This is a genomic window from Mycolicibacterium moriokaense (assembly GCF_010726085.1).
Classification (GTDB): domain Bacteria; phylum Actinomycetota; class Actinomycetes; order Mycobacteriales; family Mycobacteriaceae; genus Mycobacterium; species Mycobacterium moriokaense.
Map to the genome: position 1 here is coordinate 4,011,596 of NZ_AP022560.1, position 20,897 is coordinate 4,032,492.

The 20,897-nt window shown below is 67.1% G+C and carries 13 protein-coding genes and 1 pseudogene; 6 read left to right on the top strand and 8 right to left on the bottom strand.

All coding sequences use genetic code 11. The features are described from left to right. Positions 1–2: 2 nt before the first annotated feature. Positions 3–7,355, top strand: a complete 7,353-nt coding sequence (locus G6N43_RS19685; protein WP_083156316.1) for an AAA family ATPase — start codon at positions 3–5, stop codon at positions 7,353–7,355. Positions 7,356–7,364: 9 nt separating this feature from the next. After that, positions 7,365–7,781: a peptide-methionine (R)-S-oxide reductase MsrB gene (gene msrB / locus G6N43_RS19690; protein ID WP_083156314.1), complete on the top strand. Its 417-nt coding sequence runs from the start codon at positions 7,365–7,367 to the stop codon at positions 7,779–7,781. Between the two features lie 3 nt (positions 7,782–7,784). Here msrB and G6N43_RS19695 read toward each other — a convergent pair whose 3' ends face one another. The 5 genes from G6N43_RS19695 to hemE form a co-directional block, all read right to left on the bottom strand. Further along, positions 7,785–8,093: a hypothetical protein gene (locus tag G6N43_RS19695; RefSeq protein WP_234810230.1), complete on the bottom strand. Its 309-nt coding sequence runs from the start codon at positions 8,091–8,093 to the stop codon at positions 7,785–7,787. A 204-nt stretch (positions 8,094–8,297) separates the two neighbouring features. Continuing rightward, a complete protein-coding gene (locus tag G6N43_RS19700) occupies positions 8,298–9,953 on the bottom strand; it encodes an NAD-dependent malic enzyme (protein WP_083156313.1) in 1,656 nt (551 codons plus the stop codon). A 71-nt stretch (positions 9,954–10,024) separates the two neighbouring features. Continuing rightward, positions 10,025–10,720, bottom strand: coding sequence for a hydrogen peroxide-dependent heme synthase (hemQ, locus tag G6N43_RS19705; protein WP_083156311.1), 696 nt, complete (start codon positions 10,718–10,720; stop codon positions 10,025–10,027). A gap of 22 nt (positions 10,721–10,742) precedes the next feature. Further along, entirely contained in the window at positions 10,743–12,119 is a 1,377-nt protein-coding gene (locus G6N43_RS19710; RefSeq protein WP_083156310.1) for a protoporphyrinogen oxidase, read from the bottom strand. Further along, positions 12,116–13,180 carry a uroporphyrinogen decarboxylase gene (gene hemE, locus G6N43_RS19715; protein ID WP_083156346.1) on the bottom strand — a complete coding sequence of 355 codons (1,065 nt, stop codon included), beginning with the start codon at positions 13,178–13,180 and terminating at the stop codon, positions 12,116–12,118. Before hemE ends, G6N43_RS19710 begins: the two co-directional genes overlap by 4 nt. A 236-nt stretch (positions 13,181–13,416) precedes the next feature. Here hemE and G6N43_RS19720 point away from each other — a divergent pair, with 236 nt between their 5' ends. Further along, a complete protein-coding gene (locus G6N43_RS19720) occupies positions 13,417–13,953 on the top strand; it encodes a DUF3000 domain-containing protein (protein WP_234810232.1) in 537 nt (178 codons plus the stop codon). A gap of 3 nt (positions 13,954–13,956) precedes the next feature. Continuing rightward, positions 13,957–15,261 (top strand): ribonuclease D, encoded by a 1,305-nt coding sequence (locus tag G6N43_RS19725; protein WP_083156307.1) that lies wholly within the window; start codon positions 13,957–13,959, stop codon positions 15,259–15,261. A 43-nt stretch (positions 15,262–15,304) separates the two neighbouring features. Here G6N43_RS19725 and G6N43_RS19730 read toward each other — a convergent pair. From G6N43_RS19730 to nhaA, 3 genes and pseudogenes are all read right to left on the bottom strand, one after another. Continuing rightward, a pseudogene (locus G6N43_RS19730) lies at positions 15,305–15,664 on the bottom strand (alpha/beta fold hydrolase); the annotation flags it as partial. 60 nt (positions 15,665–15,724) lie between these two features. Further along, complete coding sequence (gene dxs / locus G6N43_RS19735) at positions 15,725–17,641, bottom strand: 1-deoxy-D-xylulose-5-phosphate synthase (protein WP_083156305.1); 1,917 nt, start codon at positions 17,639–17,641, stop codon at positions 15,725–15,727. A 27-nt stretch (positions 17,642–17,668) separates the two neighbouring features. Next, positions 17,669–18,952: a Na+/H+ antiporter NhaA gene (gene nhaA / locus G6N43_RS19740; RefSeq protein WP_083156303.1), complete on the bottom strand. Its 1,284-nt coding sequence runs from the start codon at positions 18,950–18,952 to the stop codon at positions 17,669–17,671. 188 nt (positions 18,953–19,140) lie between these two features. Here nhaA and G6N43_RS19745 point away from each other — a divergent pair, with 188 nt between their 5' ends. Then, positions 19,141–19,584 (top strand): CBS domain-containing protein, encoded by a 444-nt coding sequence (locus G6N43_RS19745; protein WP_083156302.1) that lies wholly within the window; start codon positions 19,141–19,143, stop codon positions 19,582–19,584. A gap of 7 nt (positions 19,585–19,591) precedes the next feature. After that, entirely contained in the window at positions 19,592–20,881 is a 1,290-nt protein-coding gene (locus tag G6N43_RS19750) for an ArsB/NhaD family transporter (protein WP_083156300.1), read from the top strand. Positions 20,882–20,897: the final 16 nt, after the last annotated feature.

Below are 20,897 nucleotides of genomic sequence, written 5' to 3' on the forward strand. Positions count from 1 at the left end.
GGATGGCCGAGAGCCTCCGCGCCTGCGCCGCATGCGGTACGTCGAACGAAGAGGACGCCCGCTTCTGCGAAGGCTGCGGTGCATCGTTGGCGCGAACGTGCGCGACATGTGGGATCGAGGCGAGTGCCACCGCCCGATTCTGTCGGGGCTGCGGAGCACCGCTCAGCGATCAGGCCCCGTCGGCGCCCGACGTGCCCGTAGCCGCACCGGTGCGCAAGACGGTGACCGTCATGTTCGCCGACCTCGCCGGCTCGACGACCTTCGAGGAGCGCGTCGACGCTGAGACGGCACGTGAGGTCATGGGCCGCTACCACGACCTGCTGCGCTTGACCGCGGAACGCCACCGCGCCGGTGTGACGAAGTACATCGGCGACGGGTTCATGGCCGTATGGGGGGTTCCGGAGATCGGACCCGACGACGCCGTGCATGCGGTCGAGGCCGCGGTCGAACTACAGGAACGCTTCGTCGGCTTCGCCGCCCAGATCGTGGGAGTCGAGCTCGCGCTGCGCGTTTCGGTGAACACAGGTGAGGTGGTCGTCGGAGCGAATGACGCCGACCTTGTCGGAGACGCATTGAACGTCGGCGCACGGCTCGAGTCCGAGTGCCCGCGCGGGCACGTCGTGGTCGGCGAGGAGACGTGGCGAGCGACCCGCGGGCGATACGGGTACGAATCCCTCGGGCAGGTGCAGGTGAAGGGGCGGATCGCACCGGTGTCGGTGTACCAGTGGGTCGCCCGCAAGGCTGAGTCCACCGATGCGGCGCCCTTCGTCGGACGGCGCGATGAGGTACGTCGCCTTCAGGCCGTTCTGGACGACGCGAAGGCGGTGCGGACGGCCCGGCTGGTCACCGTCATCGGCGACCCCGGCGTGGGTAAGAGCCGACTGGCCGCGGAGTTCACCAGAACACAGGCCGACGCGCGGATCATCGACGCGCGGTGTGTTCTCGAAGGCACCGTGGCACTCGCGCCGCTCGTGGAGGTGCTGCGCGCCCGCGACCTCGAAACCGACGTTGCCGCAGGCATTTCCGAGCGTGACCGGCTGTTGCGCGCTCTCAACGGTCTAGCGAGCGGCGTCGCGGGATCGGTCGAGGAGAACTTCTGGGCGCTGCGGCGGTTTGTCGAGGTGCTGGCGACCAGTCAGCCCGTCGTGCTGGTGCTCGACGACATTCAGTGGGCCGACACCCTGCTCCTCGACTTCATCGAGCACCTCGTCGAGTGGGTGAAGGACGTCCCGGTCCTCGTGCTCGCGCTCGCACGGCCCGAACTGCGTGACATCCGACCGGAACTCGTTGCGGTCAGCCGGTGGGCCTCCGAGGCGATCCACCTCGCCGGTCTCGACGCGGGTGCCACCGCAGAGCTCGCGGCCAAGGTGCTGGGCGCTGCCCGACTCCCGGACGATCTGCTGAACCGCCTGCCAGCGTCCACCGGCGGTAATCCCCTGTTCGTGCGGGAACTGATCGGAATGCTCGCGCACGACGGCGTTCTCGTGGAGGAACCGCACGGCTGGCGACTCACCATCGACGTGGATGCCATCACGATCCCGCCGACGATCCACGCGCTGCTGGCGTCGCGTCTGGAACGGCTGGACGCGGCCGACCGGCGTGTGCTCGAGATCGCGTCGGTAGTCGGAAGCGACTTCTCGGTGGGCACCGTGGTGGCGCTCGCCGACCGTGGTGTCGATGGAATCAAGATGTCGCTCAACCGGCTTCGCCGGCTCGAACTCGCCCAGCCGAGTGGGGCATACGTCGGTGACGAGCCGGTGTGGCGGTTCCACCACGTCCTGATCCGCGATGTCGCCTATCGCAGGCTACTCAAGTCGGATCGCGCGAATCTACATGAGCGGCTTGCCGACTGGGTCGCGGCGGGCGGCCAGAGCGTAGCGTTCGATGCCGACGAGATGATCGCCCGCCACCTCGAGGCGGCCCACACCTATCGCGTCGAACTGGGCACCGTCGACGAGCACACCGGCGATCTGGCGTTGCGGGCCGCCCGTCACTACACCACCTCGGCGCGTCGCGCCCTCGACCGCGACGAACTCGTTTCTGCGGGCACCCAGGCGGCGCGGGGTGCCGCGGTGGCCGCTGCTGACGAAGCGCTGCACGCCGAACTCCTGCTCATCGGGTGCGAGGCGTACCTGTCGGCGGGCGACGTGGCAGCGGGCGCACCGCTGGTCGACGATCTCGACCGCATCGCCGACGAGTCGTTGGCGCCGTGGGCGACGTGCTATCGCTGCCAGTTCGTCGTCTACACCGAACCGGAGCGGCTGCCGGAGGTGGACAGCAGGCTGCAGGGGGCCATCGACGAGTTCGCCCGCCGCAAGGATTCGGCGGGGTTGGCCAAGGCACACCGGGTGCGAGCGAGCGCGAGATCACGCCTCGGCCGGATCGGCGACTGCGAGGCCGACCTCTTCGAGGCGCTGATCGCGGCACGGCAGAGCGGTGACCACCGGCAGATCACTGCGGCGCTGGGCGCCGCGCCCGGGGCGGCGTTGTGGGGCCCCAGCCCGGTCCCCAAGGCAGGCGGTCGGTGTCTCGACGTCGTCCGGATGCAGCGGATGACCACGGCCGCACCGTCGTTGGAGGCGACGTCGCTGCGTCATCTCGCCGTGCTGGAGCTGCTGCGGGGCCGGCCGGACAAGGCCCGCAAGATGCTCGCCGACGCACGGCAGGTCGTCGCCGATCTCGGCCTGCGGCACGGCCTGATGGAGACCGAGCTGTTCGCGGGAATCATCGAGTCGATGGACGGGGACCCCGTCGCGGCGGAACCGCATTTTCGCACGGCGCTCGACGGTTTCAACGCCCTTGGCGTCGGCGCTGACGCCGGTCAGGCCGCCGCGCTTCTGGCCCGGACGGTTCTGGCGCAGGGCCGGGTCGATGAAGCGGATCACTACGCCGGTGAGAGTGAGCGCCTCGCAGGCCGGAATCTGAAGACGGCCATCGCCTGGCGTGCGGTGCGGGCGGAAATCCTGGCGGCGCAGGGGCGGTTCGAGGACGCGGTTGCGTTGGCCCGCGATGCGGTCGCGGTGGCCGCGGGAACCGACTTGGTGCTCGACCACGCCGACGCGTGCCTCGCATTGCATCGTGTGCTGGCAGCTACCGGAGATACCAAGGGCGCCAACGGTGCTCGCGCCAACGCCGAGTCGCTGTACATCGCTAAGGAGGTGACAGCCAGGATCGGCCGGACCGTCGAGCCCGCCGCGCCTGCCCCGGCTGCGGTGGGGCCGCAGTCGTCACGGCTCGCTGTCGCGAATCGGGCAAGCGCAATAGTCGAGACCGCCTGGCAGGCGTACCGAGCGCACGACATCGACACGGCCCTCGCCGACTTCTCGGACCGGATCCATTACGACGATCACCGGCCGTTCAGCGGCCTTCCGATCGGGAACATCGCTGGGCTGCGCGAGGCCACGGAGCGATCGCGCCAGCAGTACGCACACCTTGAATGGTCGACGCTTGCCGTGCGAGGCGAGCGACTCGAACTGCGCTCGATTCGCATGTGGGACGACGACGGTAACGAAGCGACGACGCTGAACGTGCTCGAAATCGACGATCAAGACCATATTGAGTATTGGGGCCGCTTCGATGGCGACGACTTCGAAAGCGCATACCGAGAACTCGACCGCCGCTACTACGCGGGCGAGGGCGCCGGCTTCGCGGAGGGGGGCTCGCTATCCACCGAATCGTTTGTCGCGCTCACGCGCGGCGACTATGACCGGTTGTTCAGCGAGCTCTGCGCTCCGGAGGTGCGCATCGAGAATCGGTCACGCTCAGCGTTTCCGGACCGTTCGGCGGCCGATATGCGCACGTCGTGGGTTGCCCTGGACACCATGACGTCCTCGTCGCGGACCTGGGCGTCCGCCGTGAGGTGGCTTTCGCCGCGGTGGGTCATCAGCCGTGTCTTTCGGGAGGCGATTGGGCACGACGGTGAGCGGTACAGCTGGGACCTCCTTCTCGTGTCCGACCTCCAAGGCGGCCGCATCGCTTCGATGTACCCGTTCGACCTCGAAGATGAGGACGCGGCGTTCGCCTATGCCGAGGAACGGGTACGCGCAACGACCAGCCGCATGGCCGTCACCAATCGTGCCAGCGAGCTCGCCCACGCCGCGTTGGTCGCGCTGCAGGCACATGACGTCGACGCGCTGCGGGTCGATCCGTCGGATCACTTCGTGTACGACGACAGACGGCGGATCACCGGTGACCCGATCCGCGGCGCCGATGAGTTGCATGCTGCGACCGAACGCATCCTCGAGAGTTACCCGCACACCGATTGGCGCACGATCGCGGTCCGCGGCGAACGTCTGGAGATGCACTGGAGCCGGTTGTGGGACGACGACGGTAACGAGGCGCGAACCCTCAACGTGATGGGGTTCGACGACGCCTGGCGCCTCGAATATTTCGGGCGTTTCGAGGAGGACGACTTCGAAACCGCCTATCGCGAACTGGAAACCCGGTATTACGCCGGCGAGGGCGCCGCTTTCGCCGAAGCAGGCATCGCGCTCATGGAGGTCGTCACCGCGCTCAACCAGGGTGACTTCGACCGGCTTTTCACTGAACTGTGCGCGCCGGATGTTCGTTTCGAAGCCCAGTCGCGATCGGCGTTTCCCACTCGCACGGCCGAGGACCTGCGCGCCAGCTTTGCAGTTCTCGATTCAATGGTCGTCTCGTCGCGGACATGGCTTGCGACACTGTCGTGGCTTTCGCCGGAATGGGTCGTCACCCGGTTCGAGCGCACTGCCGTTGGCCAGGATGGCGAACAGTACTCATGGACGCGAATCACTGTCACACGAGTCCGCGATGGCCGCCTTCAGGCGTTGTGCGAGTTCGAGATCGACGATGAGGCGGCGGCGTTTGCTTACGCCGAGGAGCGCACGCAGGCGACCGCGAACCGGCTGGCGGTCACCAACTTGGCAAGCGCTACGACCGACGCAATCTTTCGAGCGCTGAACGCTCACGATATCGACGGGCTCGTGCACTATGCGGAACATTTCGTCTACGACGACCGGCGGAGCTTGAAGGGCGATCCGATCGAGGGCATTGCCGCGATGCGACGGGCCAAGGAGCGCATCTTCGAGCAGTACACGAGTTTCGAATTCAGCACATTGGCTGTACGGGGCCAGCGACTGGTACTGATTCGAAGCCGGTGGTCCGACGTCTCCGGGAACGAGACGGGCTACCTCCACGTATGCGAAGTCGACGACCAACGTCGCGTGGTCTACGACGGCCGCTTTGACGAGGACGACTTCGACGGCGCCTACGGCGAGCTCGAGCGGCGCTACTACGCCGGCGAAGGCGCAGAGTTCGCCGACGTGGGTACGACCCCGACCGAGGTGGTGGTCGCGCTCAACCGGGGCGACTTCGACAAGGCGTTCGGCGAGTTCGCCGTCCCCAGCGCCCCCGTCGAGAATCGGTCACGTATGCCGTTCCCGAACCGTTCGGCCGACTTCCTTCGCGCCAGCTTTACCGACCTGGACGCCATGGTCGCCTCGACGCGAATATGGTTCTCCGCGCTGTGCTGGGTGTCGAAGGCATGGACCATCATCCGATTCGAGCGGGAAGCGGTCGGCAAGGACGGCGAGCAATACGGATGGACGCATCTCGTCGCGCTCGAGATCCGCAACGGCCGAATCGCTTCCATGTGTGAGTTCGAGGTAGACGACGAAGACGCGGCCTTCGCGTACGCCGAAGAGCGGATGCGAACGTCAAGCAGTCGCCTTGAGGTCACCAACAGATCGTGCGTGTCGGTGCAGCGGTTGGCGACCGCCATGCAAGCCCACGACTTGGACGCCGTGTTCAAAGCAGGCCGGGAGGATTATCTTTATATCGACCGCCGACGTCTCGGCGGTGAGCCGATTCAGAGTCGCGGTGAGTGGGAGTCGGCTTTGCGTCGATTGTTCGACCAGTACAGCCGTTTCGACTTCCGCCCCTTGGCTGTGCGTGGCGAGCGGCTGAGTCTGCACCAGAGCAATTGGTCGGACGATGCAGGAAATGTGAGCGCATATCTTCACCTCTTCGAGATCGACGCCGAGGGCCGTGTGCAGTGCGAGACGCGCTTCGACGAGGAGGACTTCGAAAACGCATTCCACGAACTAGAGCGTCGGTACTACGCCGCAGAGGGAGCAGCATTCGCCGCTTCTGGTGAGATAGCGACCGAAGTTGAGATGGCCATGATTCGGCATGACTACGACCGGTTGTTCGGCGAGCTTGTCTCTCCAAATCTGCGCATACAGAACAGATCCCGCTCAGTGTTCCCCGATCGGTCGCTCACCGAATTCCGCGCCAGCATCGAGGAACTGGATTCGATGGTCGCCTCGTCGAGGACGTGGAATTCCAGCGCACACTGGGTCTCACCCAATTGGAGCGTCGTCCGCCAACAACGTGAAGCCATCGGACTGGAAGGCGAGAGATTCGCGTGGTCTCGGATTTATGTGGCCGAGATACTGGACGGACGGATGGCGTCAATGTGCGAGTTCGACATCGAGGACGAGGATGCGGCCTTCGCCTACGCCGAGGAGCGGGCAGCACAGAAAACCAGCAGCCGACTCTCGCTCTCCAACCGAGCGAGTGCGACATCGCTCGCCATCATCAACGCAATGAACGCACGCGATGTCTCCGGCATTGTGGGCCACTTCTCGGACCGGCAGGTCTATGACGACCGGCGGCGGCTGGGCGGCGCTCCGGTCGTTGATGCGCGAAGCGCGATCGAGCGAGTCTTCGATCAATACACGGCTTTCGAGATACGCATACTCGCGGTGCGCGGTGAGAGACTGTGCCTGAGTTCGATGCGGTGGCGAAACGACGAGGGTTTCGAAACGAATTACCTCGTCGTGTTCGAGGTCGACGAAAGCGGAAAGTCCGTCTATGACGGCCGGTTCGACGAGGACGACTTCAACGCCGCCTACCGCGAGTTGGAGCGACGTTACTGCCTCGGCGAGGGCGCCGCCTTCGCCGAAGTGGCGATGCTTGGTACGGAATACCTGATCGCTTTAAATGAAGGCGCGTTCGACAGGGCCTTCAATGAGCTGACAGCACCCAGGATGCGCGTCGGGAACCGGACGCGCACCGGCTTTCCCGATCGTTCCCTCGCGGAGTTCCGACGCTCATTTGAAGAGCTGAACAAGATGGCCGGCCCGTCCCGCTCGTGGAACCGCGCAGAATGTTGGCTATCGCCAACATGCGGAGTCGTCCGTACCGAGCGTGCTGGCGTGGGGCAGGGCAGCGAGGACTATGCATGGGAGTTCCTCGTGGTGTTAGAGGCTGCCGACGGCCGATGCACGCACATATGCGAGTTCGACCTTGACGACGAAGCCGCGGCGTTCGCGTACGCCGAGGAACGGGTGCGTCGTCGCTCAGATGAAAGCTAACGTGGAGTCATGACCACACCTGCTCCCAAACTGCAGCTGACCGACGACGAGTGGCGCAAGAAGCTCACTCCGGAGGAGTTCCACGTGCTGCGTCAGGCAGGCACCGAACGCCCCTTCACCGGCGAGTACACCGACACCAAGACCGAGGGCGTCTACGAGTGCCGGGCCTGCGGCGCCGAGCTGTTTCGCAGCAGCGAGAAGTTCGAATCCCACTGCGGCTGGCCCTCGTTCTTCGATCCGGCCAACTCCGATGCGGTGATCCTGCGCGCCGACGACTCGCTTGGCATGCACCGCGTCGAGGTGATTTGCGCCAACTGCCACAGCCACCTCGGCCACGTCTTCGAGGGCGAGGGCTACCCCACGCCGACCGATCAGCGTTACTGCATCAACTCGATCTCGCTGCGTCTGGTGCCCGCGAAGTCCTAGCAGCTACGCGGGGTATACCGCGAACTCGGCCTTCTCCTCGGTGTTCGCGACACAGGTGAACAGCAGCGGTGCCGTCATCGCATTGCCGGAATAGCAGGTGAACGGCCCGATCTCCTGATACTTCTCGCCGTTGAGGTCGTATTTGGCGGCGTAATCAGCCGCGGTCACACAGTCGATGTCGCCCGCGGTGATCTGGATGGCCAGCCCGTCACGCGGGGGGCACTGCTCGCCGGTCGACGGCTGCGCGACCAATGGCAGCGCCGTGGCCACCAATGCCTTGATGCTGATGGCCCAATGATGACCGGCGGCCATCGAGACCGCTCAGGGATGGCGATTTCCGCAAATTTCACGATCTTTAAGCACGGCGAGGCCCTCAGTACATCGGTTGTAACCGTATGGCGGGAATTCGGCCGCGATCGCACCATGGCGTTACATCCGTCGCGGTTCGGCAGAGAGACGATCGCGAGTGGGGGAACGGACGCGATCACAGCTGGACAGCCGCGCCGAACCGAGGCCTCAGATCGGCGGGTATTCCGGAATCCAGCGCACCTCGTCGATACGTGCCGCCAACTCCTCGTCGCTGCGCTTCGGTGCAACACCGTCGGCCACGGCCTGACGACCGACCGCGAGCGCGATACGCACCGCGATGTCCGGAACCTCTGTCCAGGCGGGCAGCAGCGGCGCGTTGGGATCTGTGAGCGCGGGCGACGCATCGCCGAGGCTGGCCGCGGCGACGCGCATCATCTCGTCGGTGACCCGAGTCGCCTGCGCCGCGGTCACGGCCAACCCCATGGCCGGGAAGATGTACGCGTTGTTGCACTGCGCCACCGGCCGCTCGACGCCGTTGCGCCGCAACGGTGCAAACGGTGAACCCGTTGCGATGAGCGCCCGCCCATCGGTCCACTGGTCCAACTCCGCCGGGTGCGCCTCGGCCCGGCTCGTCGGGTTCGACAGCGGGAAGATGATCGGCCGCTCCGTCTTGGCCGCCATCTCGCGCACGATCTCCTCGGTGAACGCGCCCGTCGCCGTCGAAAGACCCAGCAGCACACCGACATCGACGTGATGCACCACATCGGACAGCTGGGCGGGTCCGGACAAGCCCCAGTCCCCCACGACGCCCGCCGGCTTGGCGAACACCCGTTGTCCCTCCGACAGATCGGTGCGATCGTCCGTCAACAACCCGACGACGTCGACCACCCAGATCCGCGACAGGACCTCGGCTTCGGACAGCCCCTGCGCGACCATCTCCCGCTTCACCATGTTCAGCACGCCGATGCCGGCCGAGCCCGCACCCAGCATCACCACCTGCTGCTGCGACAGCGGACGCCCCGCGACGTTCGCCGCACCGTGCAGCGCGCCGAGCGCCACGGCCGCGGTGCCCTGGATGTCGTCGTTGAAGGTGAGCAGCTTGTCGCGATAGCGCTCCAGGATCGGCTCGGCGTGCGCGGTGGCGAAGTCCTCCCACTGCAGCAGGACGTCGGGCAATTCCTCGTGAACGGCGGTGACGAACTCGTCGATGAACGCGTAGTACTCGTCGTCGCTGATCCGGCGGTGGCGCCAGCCGAGGTACTGCGGGTCCTCCAGCAGTTCGACGTTGTCGGTGCCAACGTCGAGCACGATCGGCAGCGTGCGCGCCGGGTTGATGCCGCCGATGAGCGTGTACAGCGAGAGCTTGCCGATGGGGATGCCCATGCCGCCGATGCCCTGATCGCCGAGTCCGAGGATCCGTTGACCGTCGGTCACGACGATCACGTCGACGTCGCGCCGGCCGGTGGGACGGTTGCGCAGTACTTCTCGAATGCACTCCCGGTCGGGATACGACACGAACAGCCCTCGCGGCCTGCGGTAGATCTCGCTGAACCGCTGGCAGGCCTCGCCGACGGTCGGCGTGTACACGATCGGCATGGTCTCGGCGATGTGATCGCGCAGCACCCGGTAGAACAGCGTCTCGTTGCGGTCCTGCAGGGCGCGCAGATAGATGTGTTGGTCCAGACCCTCACGGCGAGTGCTGAATTCGTGCCAGCTGTGCTCGGCCTGCTCTTCGAGAGTCTTCTCCGCGGTGGGCAGCAGGCCCAGCAGCCCGTACTTTCGGCGTTCGGCGTGGGTGAAGGCGGTGCCCTTGGTGGTCAACGCGTCGAACAGCAAGGCCTGCCCGGTTTTCTGTTCTGCCACGGGTACACGCTATCGGGTGGACACGCTCTACGAGATGGCACTGAAGGTCGACTCGATGACCCGGCCGAGGCTTACGGGAGTTTGGTGACCAACTCTTCCACCCCGACGCGGGGGCCGGTGAAGAACGGCGTCTCCTCACGAACGTGCCGCCGCGCGTCGGTGGCGCGCAGATCACGCATCAGGTCGACGATGCGGTGCAACTCGGGTGCCTCGAACGCCAGAATCCATTCGTAGTCACCGAGCGCGAAGGCGGGCACGGTGTTGGCGCGCACGTCCTTGTAGCCGCGGGCGGCCATCCCGTGCTCGGCGAGCATCTGGCGGCGCTCGTCGTCGGGCAGCAGGTACCAGTCCAGCGACCGGACGAACGGGTACACGCAGATGTAGTTACCCGGCTCCTCGCCGGCCAGGAACGCCGGGATGTGGCTCTTGTTGAACTCGGCGGGCCGGTGCAGCGCGACGCTGCTCCACACCGGCGTGCTCGCCCGCCCCAGCGTGGTGGCGCGGCGGAAGTCGGAATAGGTGGCCTGCAGCGCCTCGACGGTCTCCGCGTGCGTCCAGATCATGAAGTCAGCGTCGGCGCGCATGCCAGCGATGTCGTACACGCCGCGCACCACGACACCCTTGTCTTCCTGCTGTTTCAGGAACGTGGCGGTCTCGTCGATGACGGTGGCACGCTCGTCCCCCAGCGCGCCCGGTTGCACCGAGAACACCGAAAACATCAGGTACCGAAGGGTGGCGTTGAGGGAGTCGTAGTCGAGCTTGGCCATATCCCTATCGTGCCACGCGCGCTCAGGTCCGATTCGTCGCTCTCGCGACGGTCGCCAGCGACGCCGCCGCCTTGGTGGCCGCGGCCACACACGCGGGCACCCCGATGCCGTCCAGAAATGCGCCCGCGACGGCCAGCGTCGGCGGCAGGCCCGCCCGCAGCTCGGCGACGAGCGCCCCGTGGCCAGGTCCGTACTGCGGCATCGCGTCGATCCAGCGCTGCACGCGGCAGTCGACCGGATCCACGGTGACCCCGAAGAGGGTGTTGAGATCCTGCGACGCCCACTCCAACAGGTCCTCGTCGCCCGCGCTGCGCGCCAGCGTGTCCCCGAACCGACCGTACGAAAGCCGCAGCAGCTCGACATTGCCGCGGCTCCCCCACTTGCGCGTCGTCAACGTAACGGCCTTGGCGTGCAACCGTTCTCCGGCCGCGACCAGCACGCCGGACTGCTCCGGCAGCGGCGTACCTCCGGGCAGCGCCAACGCCACCACCGCGCTCGACGCGACCGCAATGCGCTCGGCCGCCGCCGCGGTGCGCGGAGCCACGCCCGTGGTGAGGCGGGCGAGCAGCGGCGCGGGGACGGCCAACACCGCCGCGTCGGCGTGGTGGCGCCCGCCCTCGTCGTCGACGATCTCCCAGCCGCGCTGCGTACGACTGACGTCTACGACGGCCACCTGGAGCCAGCGGATACCCGACCGTCGGACCAACTCGTCGACGAGCACCTCGTAGCCGCCCTCGACGGCTCCGAACACCGACCCGGTGGCCACCGACGGCCCCGACGCCGACAGCGCGTCGCGCACGGCTTCGGTCAGACTGTGGGCCCCGCGGTCCAGCGCCGCGGCCAGCGTCGGAACGGCTGAGCGCACCCCGATATTGGCCGATGAGCCCGCATACACGCCGGTCAGCAGCGGGTCGACCGAGCGCGCCACGACCTGTTCGCCGAAGCGCTGCCCCACCAGCCCCGCGACGGAGGGATCGGCCCCGGGGCGCCAGCTGAACGGCCGGCCGGGCTCGTCGCGGATCCAGGTCAGGGTGGCGTCGTCCACGAGTCCGGCCAGCGCCTCGGCGTGCGCCGGAATGCCCTGCAAGGTGTCGGTGGGCAGCGGGTGCAGCCGTGCCTGGCTGTAAATCAGCGGGCGCGCACCCGTCGTGCCGATCTGTTTACCGGCCAAGCCCAACTCGGCCAGCAGCGCGGGCACCTCCGGGCGACGGGCGATGAAGGCCTCCGCGCCGACGTCCATCGGCTGGCCGCCGATCCGCTCGGTGCGCAGGATGCCACCCAGTCGGTCCGCGGGGTCGAACAGCGTGATCGTCGCGTCCGGGCCCGCGGACACCCGCAGCCGGTAGGCGGCGACGAGGCCTGAAATGCCACCGCCGACAACGCAATACGACGTACTCACAGCGAATGCACCAGGGCCACCAGATCCGTGATGACGCCGGGGTCGGTGGCGGGCAGCACGCCGTGGCCGAGATTGAAGATGTGGCCGCTCACCCCGGCGTCGATGGCGCGGCGGCCGTCCTCGACGACGGCGCGGGCCGCGCGGTCGACGACCGGCCAGCCGGCGAGCAACACCACCGGATCGAGGTTGCCCTGCAGCGCCGTCCCGGGCGCGACGCGGGCCGCGGCGTCGGTCAACGCCGTGCGCCAGTCCACGCCCACGACCGCGGGGGCGCCGTGCCCCGAGACGGCCTCCGACATGGCGCCCAGCAGTTCGGCGGTGCCCACCCCGAAATGGGTCATCGGCACCCCGGCGTCGGTCAACGTCGCAAACACCCGCGTGCTGTGCGGCAGCACGTACGTGCGGTAGTCGGCCAGCGAGAGCGTCCCGGCCCAGGAATCGAACAGCTGGATCGCGTCCGCACCCGCATTGACCTGCATCTGGAGGAAGGCGATAGTCACATCGGTGAGCTTGGCCATCAGCGCGTGCCAGGTGTCGGGATCGCCGAGCATCATCGCCTTGGTGCGCTCGTGGTTGCGGCTCGGGCCGCCCTCCACGAGGTAAGAGGCAAGGGTGAACGGCGCACCCGCGAACCCGATGAGCGGCACCTCGCCCAACTCGGCCACCAGTTGCCCGACGGCTTTCGCGACGGGGGCAACCTGCTGCGGCTCAAGCGGTTTGATGGCGTTGACGTCGGCGAGGGTGCGCACCGGATGATCGATGACCGGCCCGACGTCGGGCACGATGTCGAGCGCGATGCCCGCGGCCCGCAGCGGTACGACGATGTCGGAGAACAGAATGGCCGCGTCCACGCCGTGCCTGCGGACCGGCTGCAGGGTGATCTCGGTGATCAGATCGGCGTCGAAGCACGCCTGCATCATCGTGTTCTTGGCCCGCAGTTCCCGGTACTCGGGCAGCGAACGTCCGGCCTGCCGCATCAACCACACCGGCACGCGGCTCGGCTTGTGGCCGCGAGCGGCGGCGAGATAGGGCGAGTCGGGCAGGTCACGGCGGGTAGTCATCGGCTCCAATGCTGCCATGCGCCCCCGGCAGCGCCCCAAATCGCCATCTGGAGCGACCTGCCCGCGACGTCCGGCACCTCGGGTTCGTGGCGGTCCAGCAAACATCGACGGCCCTCCAGCGACCCCCTCACCCGCAGAAATCGGCGCGCCTGCGCGCACAGCCGACCGAATGGGGATAGCGTCGAACGGTGACCACCGCCGCCGAACCGGCTCAGTTTCGCGAAGCGGTGGCGGCGATGAATGCCACCACCGTCCGAGCGGAGATCGAACTCGGTCCAATTCGGCCGCCCCAACGGCTCGCGCCCTACAGCTACGCGCTGGGCGCGGAGGTGCGCCATCCCGAGACGGCCATTGTGCCCGAACGCTCCGAGGGCGACGCGTTCGGCCGGCTGATCCTGCTGCATGACCCCGAGGGCGCTGATGCGTGGGACGGCACAATGAGGCTCGTGGCGTACATCCAGGCCGACCTGGACTCCAGCGAGGCCGTCGACCCGCTGCTGCCGGAAGTGGCGTGGAGTTGGCTCGTCGAGGCTCTGGAGTCGCGGGCCGAACACGTCACCGCTCTTGGCGGCACCGTCACCGCCACCACGTCGGTGCGCTACGGCGACATCTCCGGCCCGCCGCGCGCCCACCAGCTGGAACTGCGGGCGTCATGGACGGCCACGTCACTGCAGTTGGGGCCGCATGTTGAGGCGTTCTGCGAGGTGCTCGAGCACGCCGCTGGTCTGCCCCCGACCGGGGTCACCGACCTGAGTTCCCGCACGCGCGCCTGACCGATGGCCGAACCCGATGAGTCGGGCTCGGAAGTCGAGCCGGAAGCCACCCCCTTGCTTGCGCCGCACGACGGCGTCCCCGACCTGGCTGTCAGCCCGCGCGAGATCAAAGACGCCGCCGAACTCCTGGCGTCCGGGGACGGGCCGTTCGCGGTGGACGCCGAGCGCGCCTCGGGTTTCCGGTACTCCAATCGCGCGTACCTGATTCAGATCCGGCGGGCCGGCGCGGGCACGGTGCTGATCGACCCCGTCAACCATGGCGAAGACCCGGTCGCCACGCTTGCTCCGGTCGCTGAAGTGCTGGCCACCGATGAGTGGGTGCTGCACGCCGCCGACCAGGACCTGCCCTGCCTGGCCGAGATCGGTATGCGGCCGACGAAGCTGTACGACACCGAGCTCGCCGGACGGCTGGCCGGGTACGACAAGGTAAACCTGGCCGCGATGGTGCAGCGGCTGCTGGGCCTGCAGTTGATGAAGGGCCACGGTGCCGCGGACTGGTCGCAGCGGCCGCTCCCGCACGAGTGGCTGAACTACGCCGCGCTGGACGTCGAGGTGCTGCTCGATCTGCGTGACGCCGTTGCGTCCGTTTTGGAAGAGCAGCACAAATCCGACTGGGCTGCAGAGGAATTCGAGCATCTGCGGATGTTCGAAGGGGCGCCGACGCGTCGGGACCGCTGGCGCCGCACATCGGGCATTCACAAAGTGCGCGATGCCCGTGCGCTGGCGGCGGTGCGAGAACTGTGGCTGACCCGCGATCACATCGCGCAGCGCCGCGATATCGCGCCGGGTCGCATTCTCCCCGATTCGGCGATCATCAACGCGGCGACTGTCGACCCCGATACCGTCGAAAAGCTCACCGCCCTACCGATTTTCGGCGGCTCCAGGCAACGCCGGATGGCCCATGTGTGGCTGGAGGCGCTTGCCCGTGCCCGCACCACCGACGATCCGCCCGCGTCGGCGGAGCCGTCGACCGGGCCTCCGCCTGCATCGCGGTGGGCCCGCCGCAAGCCCGAGGCGGCGGTGCGGTTGGAGGCGGCGCGGTCGCGTATCGCCGATCTGGCGCAACGGGTTTCGGTGCCGATGGAGAACGTCGTCACGCCGGAGATCGTGCGCCGGTTGTGCTGGGACTGGCAACCGCTGTCGACCGCCGAGGAGACCGAGGCGGTGATCGACAAGTTCCTGCGCGAGGCCGGGGTGCGGCCGTGGCAGCGTCAGCTCGCCGACCCGGTCCTGACGGAGGCGCTGTTCCCCGACCCCACCGCCGCCGAAACTATCCCCGGCTCACGCGTGGGCCCAGAGGGATCGTGAAATTCCGCGAAATCGCGATCTGCGCGCAGTTTCGACGGGTGGGTTAGCCGACGCGGTCGACGTGGGCGAAGAGGTGCTTGAGCACCTCGCCGGGGGCTTCGATCTGCGGCCAGTGCGCGATGTCGTCGGCCAGCATCACCACGTCGGCGTCGGGGATGACCTCGGCGTATCGACGCGCCATGTGAGCTCCGGAATTGGGGTCCAGGGGCCCGTTGATGAGCCGCATCGGCACCGTTGTCTCGCGCATCGCGCGGACCCAACGGTTGCGGTGCGTCAAGCGATCGCCCAGGAACCGCCCGACCTTGTGCAGCACCCGCTTGCCGTCGTTGTACTCGAGAACTTGGTGGAAACGTCCCATCAGCTCGCGTGAGGGCTTGGTGTTCGGGCCGAACATCTCGTTGATCGCTGAAGTCCGCGACACGCCGCGGCGCCACGACAATTTGCGTCTGCTCGCGAGCAACCGCTAGTCGAAGCGCTGGCTGACTTCGCTCTCGGCGGTGGTGGCGGCGCCCTGCGCGGCCACCCAACCGGTGATCTGGCGGGCGATGTTGCGGTCGGTCAGCCCGACGTCGGCGAGCACCTCACCGCGCGAAGCCTGCGCGAAGAACTCCTGCGGCAACCCGACGTCGCGACACGGCACGTCGATCTCGGCTCGCCGCAGCGCCGCCGACACCGCCGACCCGACGCCACCTGCCACACCGTTGTCCTCGATCGTGACGACCAGCTTGTGCCCGGCAGCCAACTCCGCGATGGCCGCCGGCACCGGAAGCACCCACCGCGGGTCGACCACCGTGACGCCGATGCCCTGGTTACGCAGCCGCTCGGCGACCGCCAAGGCCATTGACGCGAACGGCCCGATCGCGACCACCAGGACGTCGTCGGACAAGCCGTCGGCTGGGACAGCCAGGACGTCGACCCCGCCTCGCTGATCAATCGCCGGAATGTCCTCGCCGACATCGCCTTTCGGGAAGCGAATGGCGGTCGGCCCGTCCTTGACGTTGAGCGCCTCGCCGAGCTCGTCGCGCAGGCGGGTGCCGTCGCGCGGCGCGGCCACCCGCATGCCCGGAACGATGCCCAGCATCGACAGGTCCCACATGCCGTTGTGGCTGGCGCCGTCCGGGCCCGTCACGCCCGAGCGGTCCAGCACCATCGTGACCGGCAGCTGGTGCAGCGCGACGTCCATCATGATCTGGTCGAAGGCCCGGTTGAGGAACGTCGAGTAGATGGCGACCACCGGATGCATGCCACCCATCGCCAGGCCGGCGGCGGATGTCATCGCATGCTGCTCGGCGATGCCGACGTCGAAGAACCTGTCTGGGAAACGCTTGCGGAAGTCGGAAAGCCCCGTTGGGCCGGGCATCGCGGCGGTAATGGCCACGACGTCACGGCGGCGGGCCGCATAGGAGATCAGCGCCTCGGAGAACGCCGACGTCCAACCGGGGCCGGGCACCGACGTCGCCAACCCGGTCTCGGGGTCGATGACGCCGCATGAGTGCATCTGGTCGGCCTCGTCGTTCTCGGCCGGGGCGTATCCCATGCCCTTGCGGGTAACGACGTGCACGATCACGGGCGCATTGAAGCCGCGCGCGTGCCGCAGCGCGTTCTCCACCGCGTGCTCGTCATGGCCGTCGATGGGGCCGACGTACTTCAGGCCGAGGTCGGTGAACATCACCTGTGGCGACAACGCGTCCTTGATGCCCGCCTTGATGCTGTGCATGCACTGGTAGCAGAACTCGCCGATGATCGGCACCTTCTGTACGGCCTTGCGGCCCTCCTCGAGCACCTTCTCGTAGCCCGGCTGCAGGCGAAGGCCCGCCAAATGCTCGGCGAAGCCGCCGATGGTGGGCGCGTAGCTGCGGCCGTTGTCGTTGACGACGATGACGACCGGGCGCCGCGCGGCGGCGATGTTGTTCAGCGCCTCCCAGCACATGCCGCCGGTCAGGGCGCCGTCGCCGACGACGGCGACCACGTGGCGGTTGCGGTGGCCGGAGAGCTCGAAGGCCTTGGCCAGCCCGTCGGCGTAGGACAAAGCGGAGCTGGCGTGGCTGGACTCGACCCAGTCATGGTCGCTCTCAGCGCGCGAGGGATAGCCCGAAAGCCCGTCCTTCTTGCGCAGGGTGTCGAAGTCGTGGCTGCGACCCGTCAGCATCTTGTGCACGTAGGACTGGTGCCCGGTGTCGAAGATGATCGGGTCGTGCGGCGAGTCGAACACCCGGTGCAGCGCCAGCGTGAGCTCGACCACGCCGAGGTTGGGGCCGAGGTGTCCACCCGTCGCAGCAACCTTGTGAATCAGGAATTCGCGGATTTCCTGCGCCAGATCACTCATCTGTGACTGGGTCAAGTGCTGCAGATCTGCGGGACCGCGGATCTGTTCAAGCATCCCGTCAGTCTACGCACCGACGTCGTTTCAGTCCTGCTGAGACTCGTTGATGTCGGGCACACCGTCATGATCATCGTCCGCGGTCTCGAGTTCATAGATGCGTCGGTATGTCGCATTTCGGCTCAGCAGCACCACGGATGCCAGCGCACCTGCGACAACGGACCCGACGAGTACTCCGATCTTGACGTGGTCGCCGGCCGGGGTGCCGTGCCCGAAGGCCAGTTCCCCGATCAATAACGAAACTGTGAATCCCATGCCGGCCAGCAGCGACACCCCGAGGACGTCACGCCAGGCGAGGTTGTCGTCGAGGCTGGCCTTGGTGAACTTGGCCAGCAGAAACGCGGTGAGAAACACCCCGAGGGGCTTGCCGATGACCAGGCCGGCGATGACGCCGTCGGCGACGGGGTGAAGCAGCGAATCCCCGAGTCCCGACCAGCCGCCGACCGTCACCCCTGAAGCGAAGAAGGCGAAGATCGGCACCGCGAGACCGGCGGACAGCGGGCGCATGGCGTGTTCGAACCGCTCAGCAGTCGGTTGCCCATGCCGCCCCGCCACCGGCACTGTGAAGCCGAGCACGACCCCCGCAACGGTGGCATGTACTCCGCTGGCGTGTACCAGCGCCCACGCGGCGACGGCGAGCGGCACCAGTAGCCACCAATGGTGCACGCCGCGCTGCACAGCGATCCCGAACAGGGCAATCGGCAGCACCGCCAATGCCAATGGCCCGAGCGCGAGATGGTCGGTGTAGAACACCGCGATGACGGTGATCGCGAGGAGGTCGTCGACGACGGCCAGCGTCAGCAGAAACGTGCGCAGCGCGGTCGGCAGGTGAGTCGACAGCACCGCCAGCACCGCCAACGCGAATGCGATGTCCGTGGCGATCGGTACCGCCCAGCCGTCGAGGTGCTCCGGCCTGCCGGCCGCAAGGTTGATTCCGATGTAGATCGCGGCCGGGACGACCATTCCGCCGATGGCCGCTGCAATCGGCAGCGCAGCGCGGCGCGGATCACGCAAGTCGCCCGCGACGAATTCGCGTTTGAGTTCCAGTCCGACCACGAAGAAGAAGATGGCCAGCAGTCCGTCGGCGGCCCAGGCCGATACGGACAAGTCGAGGTGCAACGCCTGCGGACCGATCGCGTACTCCGATGCGGCGCGGTAGGCGCCGGACCACGGGGAGTTCGCCCAACCCAGCGCGAGCCCCGCGGCGGCCAGAAGCAGCAGTCCCCCAATGGTTTCTTTTCGCAGGATCTCGGAAAAACGTTGTGTCTCCGACCATGATCCGCGCGTCAGCAATCGCAAAGGGGATGTCATGGAATCCTCGGGTCTCGTCGTCGCGTCAGGGACTACGCCGACCAGGCTTCCCGGCACTCCGGTGCCGAACCTACCAGCCCTGGGCAGTTGACAAGGAGCCGTGACGGTCCTCGGGGTAGGGTCCGTCCTGGTGCGCCGGGAAGTCTGGTCGGCAATCGATGATTCGATTCGCGATCGGAGGACGCTGTATGCACGCTGAGCAATTCGTCGAGGACTTTCCCGTCGTCACGGTCGACTCCACGGCGCTGGACGCCGCACGCACACTCGCCGAGCACCGACTGCCCGGCATCGTCGTCACCGACACATCGGGTCACCCATACGCTGTACTGCCCGCATCGCAGGTCGTGCGCTTCATCGTGCCCACCTATGTCCAGGATGATCCGTCGCTCGCCGGTGTGATCGATGAGACGTGGGCGGACAAGGCCGCCGAGAAGCTTGCGGGCAAATCGGTGCGCGACGTCCTGCCCGAGCATCTCGAGGACATTCCCGCGGCCAACGCCGACGACACGATCATCGAGGTCGCCGCGCTCATGGCGCGGTTACACAGCCCCCTTGTCGCGGTCGTTAAGGACGGGCAACTGCAGGGCGTGATCACCGCGTCGCGTCTGCTGGCCGCCGCGATGGGCGTCTGACCGCGCGATGGCCATACTCGCGGTCTCCATCTTCGTCGTCGCCTATGCGCTGATCGCCAGCGACAAGATCAACAAGACCCTCGTCGCACTGGTCGGCGCGGGCATCGTGCTCGCGCTCGGCATCGTCGATGCCGACGGTGCCTTCTACAACGCCGAGACGGGAATCGATTGGAATGTCATCTTCCTGCTGTTCGGGATGATGATCATCGTCGGCGTGCTGCGCCAGACCGGGGTGTTCGAGTACGTCGCGATCTGGGCGGCCAAGCGTGCCGGAGGGTCGCCGCTGCGCATCATGATCCTGCTGACGCTCGTCACCGCGGTCGCGTCGGCGTTCCTGGACAACGTGACGACGGTCCTGCTGATCGCTCCGGTCACGCTGCTGGTGTGCGACCGGCTTCAGATCAACCCGGTGCCCTTCCTGATCGCCGAGGTGCTCGCGTCGAACATCGGCGGGGCCGCCACTCTCGTCGGCGATCCACCGAACATCATCATCGCCAGCCGAGGCGGGCTGAGCTTCAACGACTTCCTGATCCACATGACGCCGATCGTCGTCATCGTCATGGCCGCGTTCGTGGCGCTGATCCCGATCATCTTCCGCGGTTCCTTCGACGTCGATCCTGATCGGGTGGCTGACGTGATGACGCTCAACGAGCGTGAAGCCATTCGCGATCCACGCCTGCTGATCAAGTGCGGTGTCGTGCTGGTCCTGGTGTTCGCAGGGTTCATCGCGCATTCGGCGATCCACGTGGAGCCGTCCATCGTGGCGCTGATCGGCGCGGGCGTCCTTGTCGTCATCTCGCGACTGGACCGCGAGGACTATCTGGCGAGCGTCGAATGGGAGACACTGCTGTTCTTCGCGGGCCTGTTCATCATGGTGGGTGCGCTGGTGAAAACCGGTGTCGTCGAACAACTCGCACGGTCGGCGGTCGAAGTCACCGGCGGTGATCCGCTCGCCACCGTGATGCTGATACTCGGGGTATCCGCGCCGGTCTCCGGGATCATCGACAACATTCCGTACGCCGCGACGATGACGCCCATCGTCGCCGAACTGTCCAACAGCTTGACCGATTTCGCCCATCCGCACGCACTGTGGTGGGCGCTGGCGCTCGGCGCGGATTTCGGCGGCAACCTGACCGCCGTCGGTGCCAGCGCCAACGTCGTCATGCTCGGAATCGCCCGTCGGGCAGGCAATCCGATCTCGTTCTGGGAGTTCACCCGCAAGGGATTCCTGATCACCGTCATCTCCGTTGCGCTCTCGGCGCTGTACCTGTGGCTGCGCTACTTCGTCTTCGGCTAGTGGGCCCCTATCGGGC